Origin of the sequence: Ferrimicrobium sp., assembly GCF_027319265.1 — a bacterium.
Classification (GTDB): domain Bacteria; phylum Actinomycetota; class Acidimicrobiia; order Acidimicrobiales; family Acidimicrobiaceae; genus Ferrimicrobium.
The window spans coordinates 18213-37343 of sequence record NZ_DAHVNP010000081.1 but is presented as its reverse complement, the minus strand read 5'-3'; the positions used below and the strand labels follow the sequence as shown (position 1 = coordinate 37343).

Here is a 19131-nt window from a genome sequence, read left to right as displayed (position 1 = left end):
TGGCTCACCCCCAGCTCTTCACCAACCAGGGTCCCCCAACCCTTGCTCTTGTGACCTGTGGTGGCCCCTTCACGGAGGTCCCCGGCGTGGGAGGCTCCTATGCCGACAACGTCATCGTGGAGGCGTCACCGGTTACGGCGTAGGACAAGCACGCCTCACTCCCAATCGACAACTCGAATGTGAACTTCTGAGCGGTGGTGACATACAAAGGTGGGGCCTAAGCACAAATAACAATTCGTCGAGAATAGGACGACAAAGTCTCAGTCGCCATGAATAAGGTGACCGTATCCTCTGGAGTTGCTCATGATTGGACCAGGGCTGACTCCGGATCGGGTGCCTGGCTCGAACGCCCAGAGTTGATGAGTCTGTGGAGCTACAGGACGGTCTTTGACGATACCTTGAGCTGGGTGTCGAGTTCATAGACGATGGGTTCGCCGTTGGCGATTTCATACTCGACGATCTCATCGTCAGGGATCGACTCTAAGAACTTGACCATGGCGCGCAGGGAGTTTCCATGGGCGCTGACGAGGATCGCCTGATCTTCTTTAAGAAGAGGTATCATTCGTTCCTCCCAGTAGGGCATGACGCGGACCAACACGTCGGCGAGGGCCTCGGTGTAGGGAACGTCGGTCGCTTTGAGGCCTCGGTAGCGCGGATCGCTCACGAAGTGCCGGTGCTCCTCTTCAGAGGTCTCCGGTGGCCGGACATCGTAACTCCTTCGCCAGATCTTCACCTGCTCCGCCCCAAAGCGTTCGGCCGTCTCTGCCTTGTTGAGTCCCGAGAGTCCTCCATAGTGACGCTCGTTGAGCCGCCAGGTCTTCTCGACGGGCACCCATGAGCGATCAAGCACCTTGAGGACCTCGTCGGTGGTGTAGATCGAACGCTTCAGTACCGAGGTCAAGACGATGTCGGGTAGGAGTCCAGCATCGCGCAGAAGTTCTCCGGCCCTCTTAGCCTCTTGGTAGCCCGTTGCCGTGAGGTCAACATCAACCCAACCAGTGAAGCGGTTCTCTTGGTTATACGTGCTCTGTCCGTGACGGAGGAGGATCAGGGTAGCCATAGCCCTCAAGCCTAACGAACAATGTGGCCCCGAGGCAACCTGAGCACCTGAGTGGAGTGTCAGCTAGCCGAGGCAGACTGAGCTGATCTTGGCGATAATGACTTCACCAGTGCCGAGAGTTGCCGCAATCTCATCGTGGGTGAGACTCGTGAGCGTGGTGACGCCTTCGAGGCTGCGAGTCACGGCGAGCAGCGACCCGGTCTCCCCATTGCGGCACTCGAGGACGTTGTTATCGGGGTCGTAGGCGAACACCGTGGAACCGGCGACGCTGACTCGAAGCGTGTTTGGGAACGGTGGATCATGGATTCCGGTCTCATTTTTGAGCGGTCTGCCTGGTGACAGGGTTGGAGGGTTACCTGGTGTGAGGTTGACAAAGCCAAGGGTTCCCCCCATCCCGGTGGCAACACGGAGCCAGACACGGTTAGTGATAGGGGTCATCGCAGCACCGCCGATTCCTCCCAACCCGGTTGTCAATGAGGAGACGAGGTCGCCAGTGGTTGGGTTTCGCACCTGGACCGTGACGGCGGAACCTCCATCTCCACAGAGCGACGTCAACAAAGCGCTGCCATTGACAGAGCCTGCGACCTCAATCGACAGCGTCGCAGGGCGCGCGATGGTGATGGAAGTCCGGTGGCGCAGATCAGCGTCTAGCCCAACGATACCCCTCGTGGTGGAGATCCAGACTCTCTTGTCTACCACCGCGATAGAGGCGGCGTCCGCCGCGAGGTTGGGCGTTACAGAGAGGGTGCGTCGATAGAGCATCGTAAGCGTGTCAGGATTGAGTACCTCGACGATGGAGGCGTTCTTTTGACTGGGTGGAGAGGCCAATACCCAAAGCTCCCCGTCTGCGTAGGTTGTCGCCTCGATAACGGGGAGCCGTGCCTGGGCTTCGACGGCACCGTTTACCGGATCAAACCGAACCAACTCACTCCCTTGGTCGGTCCTTTCATCAAGGACGAGCGCCTGATTATTGACCGTAGTGATCTCTTCCACCGGGACGGCATTGGTATAGGTCTTCATCGGGGTGAGGATTGGGTTCGGAGTAAGCGGGGGTCCTGCTAGGAGCATTAGTGGAGTTTGTCCTGGAGTAGTTAGTAATCCGACAATTTGGGACATAGTGGTCACCGATGCGATCGGTGGTGGGGTGATTGAGGGCCTTGCCCCATAGCCAGAGAGTGTCGTGATGGTGGTTGTTGTGAGCTTTTCGTGGTACGGTGTTGCCTGTTGGGCGATCTCGAGCTGCTTGATAAGTGGCTTTGCACCTTGGGTGACCCAGATCGAGAGGATGACATGGGTGAGTGCCTTCGTGATGGGAGGCCCGATGGAGTTTCCACTGCTCGGTACTGGGGGTGGTTCCTCGAGTCGTTCTTGCACCTGAGTTTGGAACTCAATGGTGGGGGTGCCATTCACCTGTGCTTGGCCAACCTCGCGGATCTGACCGATGGCGGGGTTGATGAGGAACGGCAAGGGGGCGAGCGTCCTCGTGGAGTTCATGGTGCTGGGGTTGGCGAGCGATGCTTGTGGTGGTATTGCGAAGGCGAGCCACTGGGTCACACGGTCGGAGTGCGGTGTGGACGGGTCCGGCATGTACTGGGTGTCACCGATAGTGAGTTGTTCTTGCGTTCTACCGTGCGACGTTGGCAGCTCGAGTTGTGCGGCAGGTGGGTCGGTGGTTACGAGACCTGATAGTCGAGTGTCCTTCAACGTCTCTCGCCCCAGCGTCTCGTGAATAGTAGCGCTAACCGCATAGCCACCCGTTGCGATTGTGTCACGATAGGCTTTGGTGAGCAACTCCTTGGCCCGTGCCGAGTTGACTTGTGCCGTGGAGTTGGTGTCACAGGCTGCGAGGATGAGCGAGAGAACCACAATCGTGACGAGCCAGATTCGGATGCTCAGCGAACGCGCGGTGCCTGCTGGCGTCCGCTTGTGTCCCCGCTGATCTGTGGCTCTCATCGGTCGTATGTTAGCCGAAATACAGAAAGTCGAGACGAAGATCTTGCTATTTTATGGGGTGATGTGCATTTATGGGGTGATGTTCGTAACCACTGGCCTGGGATGTGGATTGGGTCTGTGGTCGCGACTGGGCATCGTCGGTCGCACCCTGTTACTTGGGACATTCGGGCTTTGGCGTGTCCCGGGCATGAGCTCTGCTCAGGTGTTGGCAGTATCGTTAGCGTGTGGACGGTAGCGGCGTGGCGATATCGTTGTCTAATAAAGGCCCGCGGTCACGAAGCTTCTCTTCGGGAAGGCTCCACCATGAGAGGTCATCACTTGCCGGCCCAGGTGAGACTACCGCCGAATCTTGGCACAACTTCGCTGATCAACACGATGCTTGTGGGAGGCGCATGCCTCTCTTGCGAGGGCTGTGGAGGCATCGCGCGTCTCTTGACCCTGCAAATACCGGAACCCGGACAATAGGTAACGCCGTTGACACCGGCCATTGTTGGAGGACAGGAGGGACCCGCCTGTTTTCGTCGGGGGTTCAGTGGATCGGGCCTCGGTGATGGCCATCACGAGCCAGGTACGAACTGGCTCGTCAGCTGTCCTCATGTTATCTTTCCTCCATGCGAATGCGCTATCCAAGAGCGTGGGGGTGGATCTGCGCCTTGCCAGGGCGCACCATCATGCGTTCGAAAGAGGCTCCGCCGTACTTTTCAGAGAGGCTCCGCCATGCTCTCCAGAGAGGCTCCGCCGAGGGGGGTCTTCGAGGGCCGATCAGCCCAAGCGGCTGGGTTCTGAGCGGAGCTAGTCCCAGTTCTTTGCGGGTCGCGAGAGGACCAAAGACCTTTCTTCGAGGTTTTGGAATAAAGCTGATAGGTAGGATGTAGTAAAACTTGATATACTTACACTCAAGTATTTGGTAACAGCTAATAAGGAGGCTCGAGTGGCCAAAGCAGTAGGCATCGATCTTGGAACGACGAACTCCGTCGTCTCGGTTCTCGAAGGGGGTGACCCTACCGTCATCCCGAACTCGGAGGGTGGGCGAACCACACCTTCGATTGTCGCATTCTCAAAGACCGGTGAGGTACTCGTCGGTGAGGTCGCCAAGCGGCAGGCGATCACCAACCCTGATCGGACGATCCGATCAGTCAAGCGTCACATGGGCACGGACTGGACCATCGACATCGATGGCAAGAAGTACACCCCACAGGAGATCAGTTCACGTATCCTCTCCAAACTCAAGAGAGACGCAGAGGCCTACCTTGGTGACACGGTCAACCAGGCGGTTATCACGGTCCCGGCCTACTTTGACGACGCGCAGCGCACCGCCACCAAAGAGGCAGGTCAAATCGCTGGCCTTGAGGTACTTCGCATCATCAATGAGCCGACGGCTGCCGCACTCGCCTACGGTCTCGATAAGGAGACCGAGGATCAGACGGTCCTCGTCTTCGACCTCGGTGGTGGTACCTTTGACGTCTCGGTCCTTGAGATCGGTGACGGCGTCTTCGAGGTCAAGTCCACCGCCGGTAACACCCAACTCGGTGGTGACGACTGGGATCAGCGGATCATCGACTGGATGATCAAGTCCTTTAAGGATAACGAAGGGGTCGATCTCGGCGCCGACAAGATGGCGATGCAGCGACTCAAGGAGTCGGCTGAGAAGGCCAAGATCGAGCTCTCGGCCTCGCTCGAGACCACGATCAACATCCCCTTTATCTCTGCAACGTCAGAGGGTCCAAAGCACCTTGAGATGAAGCTGACTCGTTCACGCTTCCAGGAGCTCACCGCCGACCTCGTGCAGGCTTGCAAGGGTCCCTTCGAGCAGGCGATCAAGGATGCCGGCCTCACCGTTGGTAAGGTCGATCACGTGGTGCTCGTTGGCGGATCTACCCGTATGCCAGCGATCCAGGATCTTGTCCAGCAGATGACGGGCAAGGAGCCACACCGTGGTGTGAACCCCGATGAGGTGGTTGCGGTTGGTGCGGCTATCCAGGCTGGTGTGTTGAAAGGTGAGGTCAAGGACGTACTGCTCCTCGACGTGACACCGTTGTCGCTCGGTATCGAGACCAAGGGTGGCGTCATGACTAAGCTCATCGAACGCAACACCACCATCCCGACCAAGCGGACCGAGGTCTTCACGACCGCTGATGATAATCAGCCCTCCGTTGAGATCCATGTCCTTCAGGGTGAGCGCGAGATGGCCTCCTATAACAAGACGCTCGGCCGTTTCCAACTCGTTGGAATTCCGCCAGCGCCTCGTGGTATTCCCCAAATTGAGGTGACCTTTGACATCGATGCGAACGGTATCGTGCACGTCTCCGCCAAGGATCGCGCAACCAATAAGGAACAATCCATCACCATCACCGGCACGACCGCACTCTCCAAGGAGGAGATCGACCAGATGATGCGCGACGCAGAGGCCCATGTCGCCGAGGACAAGCAGCGCAAAGAGGAGGCGGAGGTTCGCAACAACGCCGACACGCTCGTCTACCAGACCGAGAAGCTCCTCGCCGAACAGGGCGACAAGCTTGAGGGTCCGGAGCGGGACAAGGTGACAGAGGCTCTCAACGAAGTCAAGCACTCACTTGACGGTACCGATATCGCAGCCATCAAAACCGCAACGGATGCGTTGATGTCGGCTTCCCAGGGATTCACCCAGCGGCTCTATGAGGAGGCCTCACGTCAGGCCTCTGCCAGTGGAGCCGGGGATGGCACTGCCGGGCCCAGCGGGTCCGATGGCGATGCCGGTGGCAGTGACGACGATGTCGTCGATGCTGAGATCGTCGACGAACCCAAGGAGTGATGCGCGTGGCCGATGAGAGATTCGACGAAGAGCACCAGAGCGCTCACGATTCCCACCGTACTCAGGGTTCCCAGGGTGCCAACGAGCACCAGGGTGCCCAAGGGCACGACAGAGCTAAGGAGGAGACGCCTTTCGACGGAGAGGCGTCCTCCTCTGGGAGTGGGCGCTCGGACGCGACCAGCAGGACGGGTGAAAACACCCCAGATGATCAAGAACCGGAGGTCAACCCGTCTGATGAGGGGCTAGATGCCAAAGCTGATGAGGATCCCTCCATCCGTGGAGAGGAGGCCGGGGAGGAGTTCGATCTCGATGCGCTCGATTTTGAACCTGAGATCAACGATCCCCTCGCAGATGCTGAGCGCGAACGGGACTCCTATCTCGAGGCACTGCAGCGTCTCCAGGCTGACTTTGAGAACTACAAAAAGCGAGTCGCCAGACAGCAGAGTGAGCTTGGGGCCGCAGGATCTCGGGCGTTGGTGACCAAGTTGCTTCCAGCGCTTGACACCTTGACACTTGCACTCGCTCATGCGACCTCGGAGTCAGGATCGGACGAGGTCGCCTCGGTGCTCTCCCAGATCAGTGCCTCCTTCTTGGAGGTGCTAGCCAAGGAGGGCTTAGAGGTGATCGAGCCCCTCGGCAAGCGCTTCAATCCCGAAGAGGCGGAGGCGGTTGCCCACGATGAAGGAGACGGTGAACCGACGGTGAGCGAGGTCTTTCGTGTTGGCTACCGCTGGAACGGACAGACTCTGCGACCCGCGATGGTGAAGGTCACCGGTTCGTGAGAGATGGAGGTAACGAATGCCACCACAGCGCGAGTGGTTCGAAAAGGATTACTATAAGGTCCTCGGAGTTCCATCGACGGCGACGGACAAGGAGATAACCAAGGCCTACCGAGCGCTTGCTCGAAAATACCATCCTGACTCGAACGCTGGCCATGAGGAACAGTTCAAGGAGGTCTCGGCCGCCTACGACGTGCTCGGTGACGCTACCAAGCGCAAGGAGTACGACGAGGTTCGCCGAATGGGCCCGATGGCCTCGGGCCTCGGTGGTATGGGTTCCAACGCTTCAGGCAACGGAAACTTTAATGTACACTCGGAGGATCTTGGCGATCTGATCGGGAACCTCTTTAATCGAGGGAAACGGACGAGTGGCCCAAAGCGTGGCGAGGACCAGAGCGCCGAGGTTCGTCTCAGCTTTGCCGACGCTGCCGCAGGGGCAACGGCTTCGGTGTTGGTGATCGGGGAGACCTCATGTTCTGTATGTAACGGTACCGGTGCCGCCCCAGGAACGGTACCAAAGGTCTGTGCCCGGTGTAACGGATCGGGATCGGTCTCTGATAACCAGGGATTCTTCTCCTTCTCCCAGCCCTGTCCAGCCTGTCATGGTCGAGGACTGATTATCGAAAATCCCTGTCCCGCCTGTAGGGGAACAGGAACCGAACACCGCGCTCGCACCGTGAAGGTTCGTATCCCGGCTGGGGTGGAGCCAGAACAGACGATCCGGGTTCGTGGCAAGGGTGCTCCCGGCAAGAGCGGAGGACCCTCGGGTGACCTCCTGGTGAAGGTTCACGTCGATCCGGATCCTCGCTTTGGTCGCAAGGGAGCTGATCTGACCACCAAGGTTGCGATCAGCTTCGCTGATGCTGCCCTTGGGGGTACGGTGAGCGCACCCTCGTTGACTGGCCCAGTGACGCTCAAGATTCCGGCAGGTACCCATTCGGGACAGACCTTTAGGGTCCGAGGGCGGGGATTGCCAAACCCAAGGAAGAAGAATACCGTCGGTGATCTGCTGGTAACGGTAGAGATCGTCGTTCCGGCGGCACTCGATGCACGACAGAAGAAGTATCTCCAGGACTATCACAAGGTCTTTGGGGACAAAGGGGAAGAGAAGGTAGGAGGCTAGAGGCTAGATGGCAAGTGATATCGGAGGCCAGGCCAGGCGCGGCGCCTTCGAGGGTGCCGCCATCGGAAGGGGGGTGTATGTGATCTCGGTGGCTGCCGAGCTCGCTGGCATGCACCCTCAGACCTTACGGGTCTATGAACGACGGGGTCTGCTTGAACCGAACCGCACCGGGGGCGGCTCAAGGCGCTATAGCGAACACGATCTCGAGCGGCTACGGCGAATTGCCGAGCTGACCGATGCAGGGCTCAATATCGAAGGTGTGCGCCGAGTGATCGAGTTAGAGGCTGAAGTCGCCGAACTCAGAGCTGAGCTCGAACGTGAGCGAGAGCTGGCACGGTTGCGGGAGAAGGAGATCCATCGCCATTACCGGCGTGATCTCGTTCCGCTTTCCCAGGCGGTGGTACACGTCAAGACCACCCAGATTCGACGCTAAGGACTCTGGTTCGTCGTCATTGTGGGTCGGCTTACCGAGCAACTGAGGTGCGACAACCTAGCCCATGGGGACTAGGACGTGAGGGCGAGAACGGGGGTCCGAGTCGTGACGGTTGGAGAACGCGCCGGTGGTCGACGATCGACGGCACGTAACCGTCGTCGATCTCTTCGCCATCACACCTCGAGTCAGGGCGTCATCAGTGCCGATCGGACTGGAGAACGTAGCAACCGAGAGAAGGAGCTGCTTCTTGGACTGGCAAGAGCATAATACAAGGGTTGGCGATGCGAAGAGACAACACCACAACGAGACAACACCACAACGAGACAGTGACCCGCACCTTTTACTCCCAACAGGTTCCTTTGGTCAATACAGCTCATGGCGCAGATGCGAGACAATGGCTAGTGATGTACAGGTGGTAGCAAACAGGCTCGATCTAACATGGCCAATGCAAACGGGACCACTGCAACAGTGCCCATGCAGTACGGCCAACGCGGCAGAGCCAGTCAGACAATGGGGTACAACTCTGGAGAGACCAACCGACGTGGTGAACCAGTTGAAACCGGCGGTGGAGCCAATGCAACTGGACCAGTGGGGCGAGACCAATGCAACTGAACCAGTAGGACCCAGCAGGCGAGCGAGAGGGCGCGAACGTGATACGAACGATGAGTCTCCATTCCCGGAATGCCAGGAGATATGCGCTGGACGAGGGCGAGTTGGACCCAGAACCACCTACTGGCACCGATGACTCGATGGAATCCAGTCGCCTAGGACGACGGCCGTTAGGCGGCTGGCATGATCGCCGGATCCTTTGGCGGTCACCGGCGACCTTGGGGGTGAGAGAAAAGAGTCACCTGGCCCTAGCGGGGTGGCAGTTGTTGGCGTTAGAACAGGTGATTGGGGTTTGTGAAGAGCGTCAACCAGATGACGATGAACAGATGGAATCGTAACGAAGATGAGGTGAACGATGGATCAGAGTACGTGGACAGTCAAGACCCGCGAGGCGATCGAGGCGGCGGTTGAGCTTGCCAGGCGGAGTTCGAACCCAGAGGTCACGAAGGAGCACCTCGCGGTTGCACTCCTTGGACAACCCGATGGCATCGCCTTGCCCATTCTTGAGCGCTTGGGCGTTCAGATCGGAGCGTCGAGGACCAAACTCTTAGAGGCGATCGGGAAGCTACCCAAGGCCTACGGGAGTCAGGCACAGTTCTCAAGCGCGCTGATCGCAACCCTTGAGGCCGCCGATAAGACTCGTCAGGAGTTGGGTGACTCCTATCTCTCCGTCGAGCATCTGCTGATCCAGTTGCCCACCGTGTTCGGGGTGACCGCTGAACAGATCAAGACCGCGTTGCGTGAGATCCGTGGGGACAACCGAGTCACGAGCGAGAACCCGGAGGAGACACTCCAGGCGTTAGAGAAGTATGGACGTGACCTGACTGCTGACGCACGAGCGGGCAAGATCGACCCGGTGATCGGGCGAGACGAGGAGATTCGGCGGATCATCCAGATCCTCTCTCGTCGGAGCAAGAACAACCCCGTACTGATCGGCGAGCCAGGAGTTGGTAAGACTGCCATCGTCGAGGGGTTGGCCAAGCGAATCGTCGAGGGTGATGTTCCCGAGGGGTTGAAGAACAAACGACTCATCGCTCTGGACCTTGGTTCCATGGTGGCAGGTGCGAAGTACCGTGGTGAGTTCGAGGAGCGGCTAAAGGCGGTCCTCAAGGCGATCAAGGACTCCAACGGCGAGGTCATCACCTTCATCGACGAGATGCACACGGTGGTAGGCGCTGGGGCCGCTGAGGGTTCTATGGATGCCTCCAACATGTTAAAGCCGATGCTCGCCCGTGGTGAGTTGCGGATGATTGGAGCGACGACGCTTGACGAGTATCGCAAATACATCGAGAAGGATCCCGCCCTCGAGCGCCGGTTCCAGCAGCTCATCATTCCACCACCCTCGGTCGAGGACACGATCGGGATTCTGCGTGGCCTAAAGGAGCGCTACGAGGTCCACCATGGGGTGCGTATCCAGGATTCAGCTCTGGTGGCGGCCGCGGTCCTTTCGGATCGGTATGTAACGAACCGTTTCCTTCCCGACAAGGCGATCGATCTCATCGATGAGGCCGCCGCCAAGCTCCGGATGGAGATCGACTCTCGACCCAGTGAGGTCGACTCGGTCGAGCGGCGTATCCGCCAGCTTGAGATCGAGCGGATCTCACTCGCCAAGGAGAGTGATCCCGCCTCCATGGAGCGACTCAATCGGATCGAGCGTGAGTTGGCCGATGATCGGGAAGAGCTTGCCGCTCTCAATGCTCAGTGGCAACTCGAGCGTGATGCGATCGGCAAGATTCGTGAGATGAAGGAGCGACTGGAACAGTTGAAGGCCGAGGCCGATAATCAGGAACGCATCGGCAATCTCGATCGGGCGGCTGAGATCCGCTATGGTCAGGTTCCTGAGCTCTCCCGCCAGATCGATGAGGCAACCCGAGAGCTTGCCGAGTTCCAGGGTGGGGTGCGGATGTTAAAGGAGGAGGTCGACCCCGAGGACATCGCTGAGGTGGTGGCCAAGGCGACCGGGATCCCGGTCTCCAAGCTCTTAGAGAGCGAGATGGAGAAGCTTCTCCATATCGAGGAGGCGCTCCATCAGCGCGTCATTGGACAAGACGAGGCGGTCTCGGCGGTGGCCAACGCTATCCGGCGCTCGCGTGCGGGACTCTCCGATCCACACCGGCCGATCGGGAGTTTCCTCTTCCTGGGACCGACTGGTGTCGGTAAGACCGAGATGGCCAAGGCATTGGCGGAGTACCTCTTCGACGATGAACGCGCTGTCATTCGAATCGACATGTCTGAATACCAGGAACGCCATGCGGTGGCACGCCTTGTCGGTGCGCCTCCTGGATACGTCGGCTACGACGAAGGTGGACAACTCACCGAGGCGGTACGGCGACGTCCTTACAGCGTGATTCTCTTTGATGAGATCGAGAAGGCGCACTCGGATGTCTTCAATATCTTCCTTGCCATCTTGGATGATGGTCGTCTAACCGACGGTCAGGGTCGGGTGGTCAACTTCACCAACACTATTTTGATCATGACATCGAACCTGGCGGAGGATCCAAGATTCTTCTTTAAGCCGGAGTTTGTCAACCGGATCGATGAGATCATCCGTTTTGCATCACTCACCGAGGCAGACCTCACGAAGATCGTCGACATCCAGCTCGATGCACTGCGCCGACGCCTGTCCGATCGTCGGCTCGAACTCGTGGTGACCGATGACGCCAAGCGGATCCTTGCGACCCAAGGGTATGATCCAGCGTTCGGGGCTCGACCCTTGAAGCGAGTGATTCAGAAGATGGTGGGCGACCCGGTGGCGGTCGCGATCCTATCGGGGAAGTACCCGGAGGGGTCGACGATCACCGTTGATGGGGTGGGGGATGAGTTGGTCATCGCGTGAGATCATCAGAGAGCAAGGGCCTCGTTGGTGGGTATCTTGGGCAGTATGTTTTGGCACTCTATCAAGGGCCACATGGCGGAAAATGAGGTATGCCTGAGAACGCAGGACCAACTTCGTTTCAACGGCGACATCGTCACTTACTCGGTTAATCAGAATACAGATGCCTCCTGCTCTGTCGTTGAGTCGCTTTATCAATATTTGTATTGCTCGATTTGGGCATGGGCGAGAGTTGGGTGAAGATCGTGTTGAGCCTGGGTGCAAGACATGACTGATGTTTGCGTGCGAGATTCGGTCGATGGACATAATGCGAGAGAGCTGCGCCGCACACAGTGCAGGTCATCCGCGACAATGTTCCAGGAGAGATCACCACGGGAGTTCTATCTGGCTGTGGACAGCTACGTAGAGCCTGGCAGAGCTAACGATACTGAGGTTCAACGTGAGGTTAGAAGTTTATCGATGAATTTTTATGTAAAAGCCTGTTCTTGCCTGTTTTGCTGGTACAGTTGCTTAGGTGTACTTGGTTTCGTAGAAACTACACCGGCTCGATGGTTGATGTGGTACACTTACGGGGTCCATGGACGGTAGTAGCGAAGAAGCATGATAGTCTAGTGGCTGTTGGTCTTGTATTTCAGGAGGTATATCCAGGTAATGAGCAGATTCAAGAAGAAGACTGCCGGAATTAGTGGGAGTTCAAAGCTCTCGTCGAATGGTTTGGTTCGTTTGGCAGGGGCTGCGGCTCTGACGGTTGGTGGTGTTGGTGGAATTTTGATTGCTTCAGGTACTGCCTATGCGACAACGCCGAATGTGACTTCGGGTTATTACACCGTCGGCACTGGATCGGTTACGGGCTTTACAGTCACACCGGGGTCCAACTATGTGGCATCGTTCGTGGCTACTGACGGCGTCGGATCTAGTTCTACCCCGGGCACGGTTAGCATTACTCTGCCTGGGACGACCATTACTAATGGTTCGGCTTTCGCGAGCGGTGTTAGTGCGCTCGTCACTGTTAACGGCACTCAGGTTGGTTTTGCGGCTTATAAGTCAACGAGTGCAGCTGATCAGGTAACTTTGACACTGCCTACGGTTGTCACCTCCGGTGCCTCAGTGCAGATTGAGTTCATTGGTGTTTCGAATCCGTCTGAAACTTCCGCTGTAACTGAGACCGGTAGCATGTATACGAGTACCGATACTCTCGTGGTTCAGACCAACTATACGATCCCTGCTAACTCGGTGAGCTTCGGTGCTACTGCGAGTAACGTCGGTCTTGGTCAAAGTGACGTTACCTATAATGTTGGCCCCATTGCAGTCAGCAGCGGTGCCACTGGTCTTGGAACGTCTGCCGCGCCGTTTGTGTTGACTTTTACTCCTAGTGCAACTGGAGATGCGTCGGTGGATCTCCCCGGAGCATCTAGTCAGTACACAGTTACTGTGACCAATTCGTCTGGGGCTAAGTCGACTGATACGGTCACTGGGGTGACAGCCTCAGATCCGTCGACAGGAGCATCGTCAGCTAGTTTGGTTCTTACCACGCCGCTGGTAAGTGGCGATACGGTTAACGTCACCATTACGGGTGCGATTAATCCCTCTCAGGCAGGTTCTTCACCAGTCACGGTGAGTGACTCTGGTAATTCAAACGATTCCGCTACAATTTCCTACGGAACTCAGATTGGCTCATTGAGTACGTCGCTTATGCCCAGTACGTCGTCTGCTAATCCGACTACAGGTGCCACGGCTAACTTTGTTGCTAGCTTTGTCGCTACGGATGGGGTGACTGCTGGTTCTTCTGGCGTGATCATTACTCCTGGAAGTGGTCTGGCTCTACCGACATCAGGGACAGCGGCTGTGACAGTGGGTAGTGGATCGTCTGCGACAACTGTTGCTGAGAGCTACGCCACCGCTAGTGGTGTCACAAGTGTGGCGATGCCAACGGTGAATTCTGGTCAAGATGTATCAATCACCATCTTTGGAGCGACGGTGACCGGTGTTTCGGGACAGAATAGTTACTCGGTTTCGGTGGCTACTAACAAAGATTCGTTGGCAGCAACCGCGAGTGCCTCTGAAGACTTTACGACGATTCCCGGGAGTGTCCCTGTGAGCTTGAGCAATGCGGGTCTGCAGGCTACGTCTAATTACACGGTTAGTGGTCTAGAGGCTACTGCTAATATGACGGGTCAGACTAGTGCCGGGTCGACAACACTTGGTAACTCTGGTGGTGAGTCACAGTTGGAGCTAATCTTCCCTTCAAACACGATTTTGCCTACTAGTGCTTCTGACTACTCCATTACGGATACGACCACTTCTTCCGCATCGGGGCAACCCATAGGCGTGGATGTATCAGGACCAGATGTGTATGTAACCTTGGCTAATACAGTCTCTAGTGGAGATGTATTCTCGGTTTCTGTCGATGGCGCCATCAACCCGAGTACTGCTTCCAATCAGTATTCGATTGGTATCAACGGTAGTGTTGAGGCTGCGCCGGTTTCGGTAACCAGCGTTCCAAAAGCCGCGACTACGTACCCCAACGGTGCACTCATTCAGTCTGGTGGTCAGATTGACGTGATCGCGGGCGGCTATGCCTTTGGCATTTCGACCCCGACGGTGCTCAGTGACATCATGAAGATGGATCACAGCAGTGTGGTGTCGGGTACCTTCCCAACAGCCACTATGCCTGCTCCTGGAACGTTGATCAACCCTGTTGGAACCTCTGGCTACTGGGTTGTTGGTACCAATGGTGAGATCTACCAGTTCTCCTCTATGTCACAGTTCATGAAGGATGGTTATGTCGTCAGTCAGGTGATCCCAGTCCCGAATGCAGGTGGCCTCACCGCTGGTGCTGGTGCTCCTCCGACGGCGGCTGCGACCATGGCTAATGGTGCGCTCGTCCAGTTCGGCTCGACCATCTATGAGTATGCTGGTGGCGTCGCTACCGGGATTGCAACTCCGGCGGAACTTGCTTCAATCCAGAAGATGACTGGTGCGATGGTGGTCATGGGCTTCGGTTCAACACCGACCAATGCATCGACCAGTGCGAACGGTACCTTGGTGCAGCCGCTTGGAAAAGCCGGTGTCTGGGTAAGCAATGACGGTACGCTGTATCAGTTCATGACTGCTTCACAGTTCATGACTGATGGGTACTCATTCCAGTATGTCCTTCCGGTTGCTATGACGGGTAGCTATACGCTTTCCTCTATCTAGTCAAACCTTTACGGTTCAATCAGGGTAGGTGCTTCGGTACCTGCCCTGATTGCTGTTTTGATGGGTGATTTTGGTTTGTCCGGAGACGGTTGCACGTGGTCTGAAGGAGACGGTGTTTGTTCTGTATATCGACTTGTCATGTGTTCATGGTCGAGCAGAAAGCCTTAGGTGCTCAGTGGCGACAAGGGGACAGGTCGTTGAGCTGAAGGGTTAGGCGGTGGGGGTTTTGTTCTCGATTCGTGTCTGTGTGTTGAGAGGCGGCGCTGGTGCTAGATGCGATAGCCTGCGGTAATCTTTAGGGCGAGATTTGGTAGCCCCTGAAGAAGGTGGGTCCACGGAGAAACGGTTTGGAAGGCCAAGAGATGAACTGGCCATAGGTTTCCGCGTGGGGTGATAGTGAGTTGCAGGGGTTGGCCTGGTAGGGCCAGGAATGCCTGATTGGTCAGATGCAGGGTGAAAGGAAACTCACCGCGATGGCCTGAGAGTGATTCGACAACGGTGAAGATATTGTCGTTACATTGCCCGGTCACGATGAGTTCTCCAGCGAGCTCCCCAATGCTGTCACCGATGTAGATCTGCAATGCTTCGATCATCCCCGAGAGGGTCGCTGGGATCAGGCAGGTTGCGGTTATAGTCTGGTTTGCGTGCAAAGGTAGGCGATGCGAGTGGTCGAGGTTCTGTCCGTCTGGAATGTCGACCCACTGGATGCTGCGGGCCCAGGGCCGCTGTATCCTTGGTATCGCGAGGACAAAGTCCTCTGAGTCCAACGTCAGGTTGGGGTTATACATGGGGTCTGAGTAGAGTTGCGGGCTCCATCGCCATTGCATGTAACCGTGTTCTCTGATCGCACGGTGTTGTTGAGAGAGCTTGATGTCCTTGCCTCGAGATTTGGACTCATGATGCACGAGTTGTGCTCGGGGTTGGTAGATATTGCGGTAACCCTTCTCACGAAGGCGCAGGCAGAGGTCCACATCGTTGAAGGCGATTGGAAGTTCTTCCGCCATCCCACCCACTTCATGCCAGAGATCTGCGCTGATCATAAGACACGCTGCGGTCACCACGCTGAGGGCGTGGGGGACGTTTGCCCTCCCTTGGTATCCGTCTTGATCTCCAGGCAGGTAGCGAAAAGCGTGGCCAGCTAGTCCGCGTACCCCGGTGATGACGCCGGCGTGTTGGACAGTTCCATCGGGATAGAGGAGTTTGGCTCCGACTGCACCAGTTCCCGGTCGTTGCGCGTAACCGAGGAGGGCCTCGAGCCAGTCGGCCCGTTGGACCTCGGTATCGTTGTTGAGGAGGCAGAGGTAGTCGGTTGCGAGCTGGTTCACCACGGTGTTATGAAGATCGGAGTAGTTAAAGGCATACGGGTAGTCGATTACCCGATGTCGCGGCAGTTGGGTAAGGTTTTCCAGATACGAGAGTGTAGCTGGGTCGTCACTTCTGTTGTTGACGATGATGACTTCATAGTTTGGATAGGTGGTGGTCCCCAGGCTGTCGACACAGGCTTGGAGGTCAGCTAATCCGTTGTGGGTGGGGATGATGATTGAGACTTTAGGGCTGCCGAGGATAGAGTAACGTGGGATGAGGTCGACTTGGTTTTGGGCCCAGCCGAGAGTGTAGGGGGCACCCCGTCGTACCAGGGTGGTACTGACGATCTCATAGGCTTCGTTGCGTTGCTGGTCTGTTGCAGTTGCTGTTCTCGCGGTTTGTGAGTCGCGTTCGTGGTAGAGGATGGTGGGACAATGGCGGATACGGGTGGCATCGATATCCTCGGTGAGCCGTAGGATCAGCTCCCATTCGGGATAGAGTTCCAACAGAGGGGCGAAGCCGCCAGCCTGATGCACGAGTGTGGTGTTAAAGGCAACGGCAGGACCGATGTAGTGCTGGCAGAGGGCGAGTTCGGGGTTCCAGTCTGGTTTGAAGTTGTGGCTGTGACGATGTTCCTGATCATCGATTTGGTCGTGGTCGCTGTAGATGATCGCAGCATCGCGATGGATGGCTACCTCGGCGACAAACCAGGCCAGGGTGTGGGGTCGTAGGAGATCGCCCGGGCGTAGGGTTGCGAGGAACTCTCCTGTGACGGCATCAAGGGCTTGGTTGAGTGCCTCTGAATAGGCGCGGCGATTATTTAGCCGGATCTGTGTGATCCCTGGGTGGCGTGTGCGATAGTCGTCTATCGTTCTTCGTAGTTCGGGATCCTGCACATGGTTGTCGACCATGATAAGTTGCCAGTGGGGGTAGGCCTGGGTAAGCACAGTTCCGATCGATCGTCGTAACTGTCGAGGATCGTGGTGGTCCTCGATCACCATCAGGTAACTGAAGGTAGGGGTGTACTCCAGTGTGGCGACGTAGTCCCGGATCAGGTCGATTTCGGGTTGCTTGAGGGTATCACACTGCTGGACCCACCATTGATAGTCATGGGCGAGCCGATCGATCTCGTCATCAGGATCGTCGTGGAGCGTCCGTGCGTAGTCCCTCGTGGTTGGGCGTTCTTGAGTGGTCAGGGTGTCGAATCGGTCGACCCACTCGGTGTAGGCCTTGGTAACACGTACTCTTGTCATTGTTGATGATCCGCTGGGGCAGTCGAGGCTGATGAGGGATGCCGTTGGGAAAGGAGACTCTTCATCTTGGGAATGAGCTGTTCCTTCCTGGCACGGACCGGCGCGGTGAGCCTCCAGGAGGTCGAGCCGAGGAGCTCATCGATGCGCCGTTGTAGGGCCGCTTTCTCCGCACCGAGCTGCTCCTCTCGGAGCACCAGCTCCTCTCGAAGATGGAGCTTCTCATCCTCGACGAACTTGATTCGCCCTTTGAGAATGAGTTCACGAGTCACACGATCCGCGTTCAGGAGCCCACGCACCTTGGCGACTTGGGCGCCAGCGTATTGATCCACGGTTGCAAGGTACTCCCCGATCACCTCCGTTGCCTGTGCGATGGTGAGGGGGCGAAAGGCCAGGTCTAAGTGTGTTTCATGCGGACCCCCTGGGACGCGAAGATTGAGCTCCGCCTGGCTGTCGGGATCGAGGAGAAAGTAGTGGGTGGCGCTACCCCTCAGTGTGACAGTGTTATGGAGTTCGATGAGCTGTTGTCGACCTTCGCTGATAAAGAGTTCCTCGGGACTCTCGGGTTCCCAATGCCAGATCTGCGTCCCGTTTTGGGTGAGGGTCAAGTCGCTGACCTCGAGCACCCCAACTCTGTCAAGGAGTCGCAGCCCGAGGAAGCGCTCGGAGGGGGATCGCGGAATCTCGAGGCGAACCTTCATCAGACCTGACGCATTATCCGGGGTCCCTGCCACCGATCGGTCCTCGGCGTACTCCTCGTCGATCATACGCCAGAACACCTTGGTGACGCCCCTTGGGCCATGTGGGGCCATGTTTGGGTGGATCTGTTCTTTGATGCGTCGCTGGCCCTTCTTGCGTGGCTTTGCGCCGACGATGAACTCATAGACGTCGTGATCAGCGGTGATCGGTACGTGTGCTAAGAGGGTATCGGCGAGGGCCTCAGATTGGGCAAACTCAGAGTCCCCAAGCGCGAGAGTGGTGATGTCGAGAATCTCGGCGACGAAACCGCCCTCATCGAGCATCCGTAAGAGACTTTGTCGGGTGAAGAAGCGGAGATGAGCCGGGTCAAGGATCCCATGGCCACGGTAGTAAAAATCGCCGCCAAGCAGTTCGCTGATTACGCCGATGTGGGCGACGTTAGGAACGACGATGAGGAGCTGTCCTTCGGCTGTGAGGTGGGTCTTGAGTTGAGACAACAGCTGCCCGGGATCCCGCAGGCGTTCGAGGATCCCAGCACAGACGATGACGTCATAGCGACGATCTGTGATGGCATCGTTGAGCTCAGATGTCTCTGGGTCGAGCACAAAGACGTCGCGGTAGAGTTGTTGAGCTGCATCTATCTGGGAGGCGTGAGGTTCAGTGGCGTTGGGTGCAGATGCATTGGGTCTGCCTGCCTTGAGTGAAGCTGTGTTAGGTGCAGGGGTGCTTGGTCGAATGGCGTCAACGGTGCATGCATGTTCGGTGACGAGTAGCCTTCCGAGTTCCTTTGCCGCGGATCCGAGCGTCAAGACGGTTGAGTCAGGAGGGATGTGCTTGATGATCATGTCACCCCAGCCAGTGGCGGAGAGAGCGCTAGATGCCGACCCGTCGATTTGGACCTTAGATTGATCGGAACTCACTCGGCACCCTTTCGTTTGTTTGGGTTGTGATCTAGACTAGCCGCGCAAACCTGGAGTCAATTCCCGCGCTGATCTCCCCTCACCTGACCGTTTAGTGATTCCAAGAGCAACCGATTTCGCCACGATCGCTCGATCCGTTCCCTTCGAATGGGATGGTCAAGTCCTCTGGTGTGGGCCA

At 57.2% G+C, this 19131-nt stretch carries 10 protein-coding genes; 6 read left to right on the top strand and 4 right to left on the bottom strand.

The window, feature by feature from the left end:
* Positions 1 to 373: 373 nt before the first annotated feature.
* Together gpmA and M7439_RS12655 are read right to left on the bottom strand one after the other, a co-directional pair.
* Positions 374 to 1060: a 2,3-diphosphoglycerate-dependent phosphoglycerate mutase gene (gene gpmA, locus M7439_RS12660; RefSeq protein WP_298344894.1), complete on the bottom strand. Its 687-nt coding sequence runs from the start codon at positions 1058 to 1060 to the stop codon at positions 374 to 376.
* Positions 1061 to 1123: 63 nt separating this feature from the next.
* The gene (locus M7439_RS12655) at positions 1124 to 3013 is read right to left on the bottom strand and encodes a hypothetical protein (protein ID WP_298344892.1); all 1890 of its coding nucleotides are present in this window, start codon (positions 3011 to 3013) and stop codon (positions 1124 to 1126) included.
* Between the two features lie 931 nt (positions 3014 to 3944).
* Between M7439_RS12655 and dnaK the strand changes: the two genes are divergently transcribed.
* From dnaK to M7439_RS12625, 6 genes are all read left to right on the top strand, one after another.
* Positions 3945 to 5804 carry a molecular chaperone DnaK gene (gene dnaK, locus M7439_RS12650; RefSeq protein ID WP_298344890.1) on the top strand — a complete coding sequence of 620 codons (1860 nt, stop codon included), beginning with the start codon at positions 3945 to 3947 and terminating at the stop codon, positions 5802 to 5804.
* 5 nt (positions 5805 to 5809) lie between these two features.
* Entirely contained in the window at positions 5810 to 6586 is a 777-nt protein-coding gene (locus M7439_RS12645) for a nucleotide exchange factor GrpE (RefSeq protein WP_298344887.1), read from the top strand.
* A 16-nt stretch (positions 6587 to 6602) separates the two neighbouring features.
* Positions 6603 to 7706, top strand: a complete 1104-nt coding sequence (dnaJ, locus tag M7439_RS12640) for a molecular chaperone DnaJ (protein ID WP_298344884.1) — start codon at positions 6603 to 6605, stop codon at positions 7704 to 7706.
* A gap of 7 nt (positions 7707 to 7713) precedes the next feature.
* Positions 7714 to 8139 (top strand): heat shock protein transcriptional repressor HspR, encoded by a 426-nt coding sequence (locus M7439_RS12635; protein WP_298344881.1) that lies wholly within the window; start codon positions 7714 to 7716, stop codon positions 8137 to 8139.
* Positions 8140 to 9103: 964 nt separating this feature from the next.
* Positions 9104 to 11584 (top strand): ATP-dependent Clp protease ATP-binding subunit, encoded by a 2481-nt coding sequence (locus tag M7439_RS12630; protein ID WP_298344878.1) that lies wholly within the window; start codon positions 9104 to 9106, stop codon positions 11582 to 11584.
* A gap of 648 nt (positions 11585 to 12232) precedes the next feature.
* A complete protein-coding gene (locus M7439_RS12625) occupies positions 12233 to 14779 on the top strand; it encodes a hypothetical protein (protein WP_298344875.1) in 2547 nt (848 codons plus the stop codon).
* A gap of 269 nt (positions 14780 to 15048) precedes the next feature.
* Here the strand turns inward: M7439_RS12625 and M7439_RS12620 are convergent, their stop codons facing one another.
* Both M7439_RS12620 and M7439_RS12615 read right to left on the bottom strand, forming a co-directional pair.
* A complete protein-coding gene (locus M7439_RS12620) occupies positions 15049 to 17337 on the bottom strand; it encodes a glycosyltransferase family 2 protein (protein WP_298344873.1) in 2289 nt (762 codons plus the stop codon).
* Positions 17334 to 18953 (bottom strand): methyltransferase domain-containing protein, encoded by a 1620-nt coding sequence (locus M7439_RS12615; protein WP_298344871.1) that lies wholly within the window; start codon positions 18951 to 18953, stop codon positions 17334 to 17336. The genes M7439_RS12620 and M7439_RS12615 overlap by 4 nt, the downstream gene beginning before the upstream one ends.
* Between the last annotated feature and the right edge of the window lie 178 nt (positions 18954 to 19131).

Excerpts from the sequence above, each read along its gene's own strand:
- M7439_RS12630 (WP_298344878.1), top strand. The coding sequence starts at position 9,104 with ATGGATCAGAGTACGTGGACAGTCAAGACCCGCGAGGCGATCGAGGCG.
- M7439_RS12625 (WP_298344875.1), top strand. The coding sequence starts at position 12,233 with ATGAGCAGATTCAAGAAGAAGACTGCCGGAATTAGTGGGAGTTCAAAG.
- M7439_RS12655 (WP_298344892.1), bottom strand. The coding sequence starts at position 3,013 with ATGAGAGCCACAGATCAGCGGGGACACAAGCGGACGCCAGCAGGCACC.
- M7439_RS12620 (WP_298344873.1), bottom strand. The coding sequence starts at position 17,337 with ATGACAAGAGTACGTGTTACCAAGGCCTACACCGAGTGGGTCGACCGA.
- M7439_RS12635 (WP_298344881.1), top strand. The coding sequence starts at position 7,714 with ATGGCAAGTGATATCGGAGGCCAGGCCAGGCGCGGCGCCTTCGAGGGT.
- gpmA (WP_298344894.1), bottom strand. The coding sequence starts at position 1,060 with ATGGCTACCCTGATCCTCCTCCGTCACGGACAGAGCACGTATAACCAA.
- dnaJ (WP_298344884.1), top strand. The coding sequence starts at position 6,603 with ATGCCACCACAGCGCGAGTGGTTCGAAAAGGATTACTATAAGGTCCTC.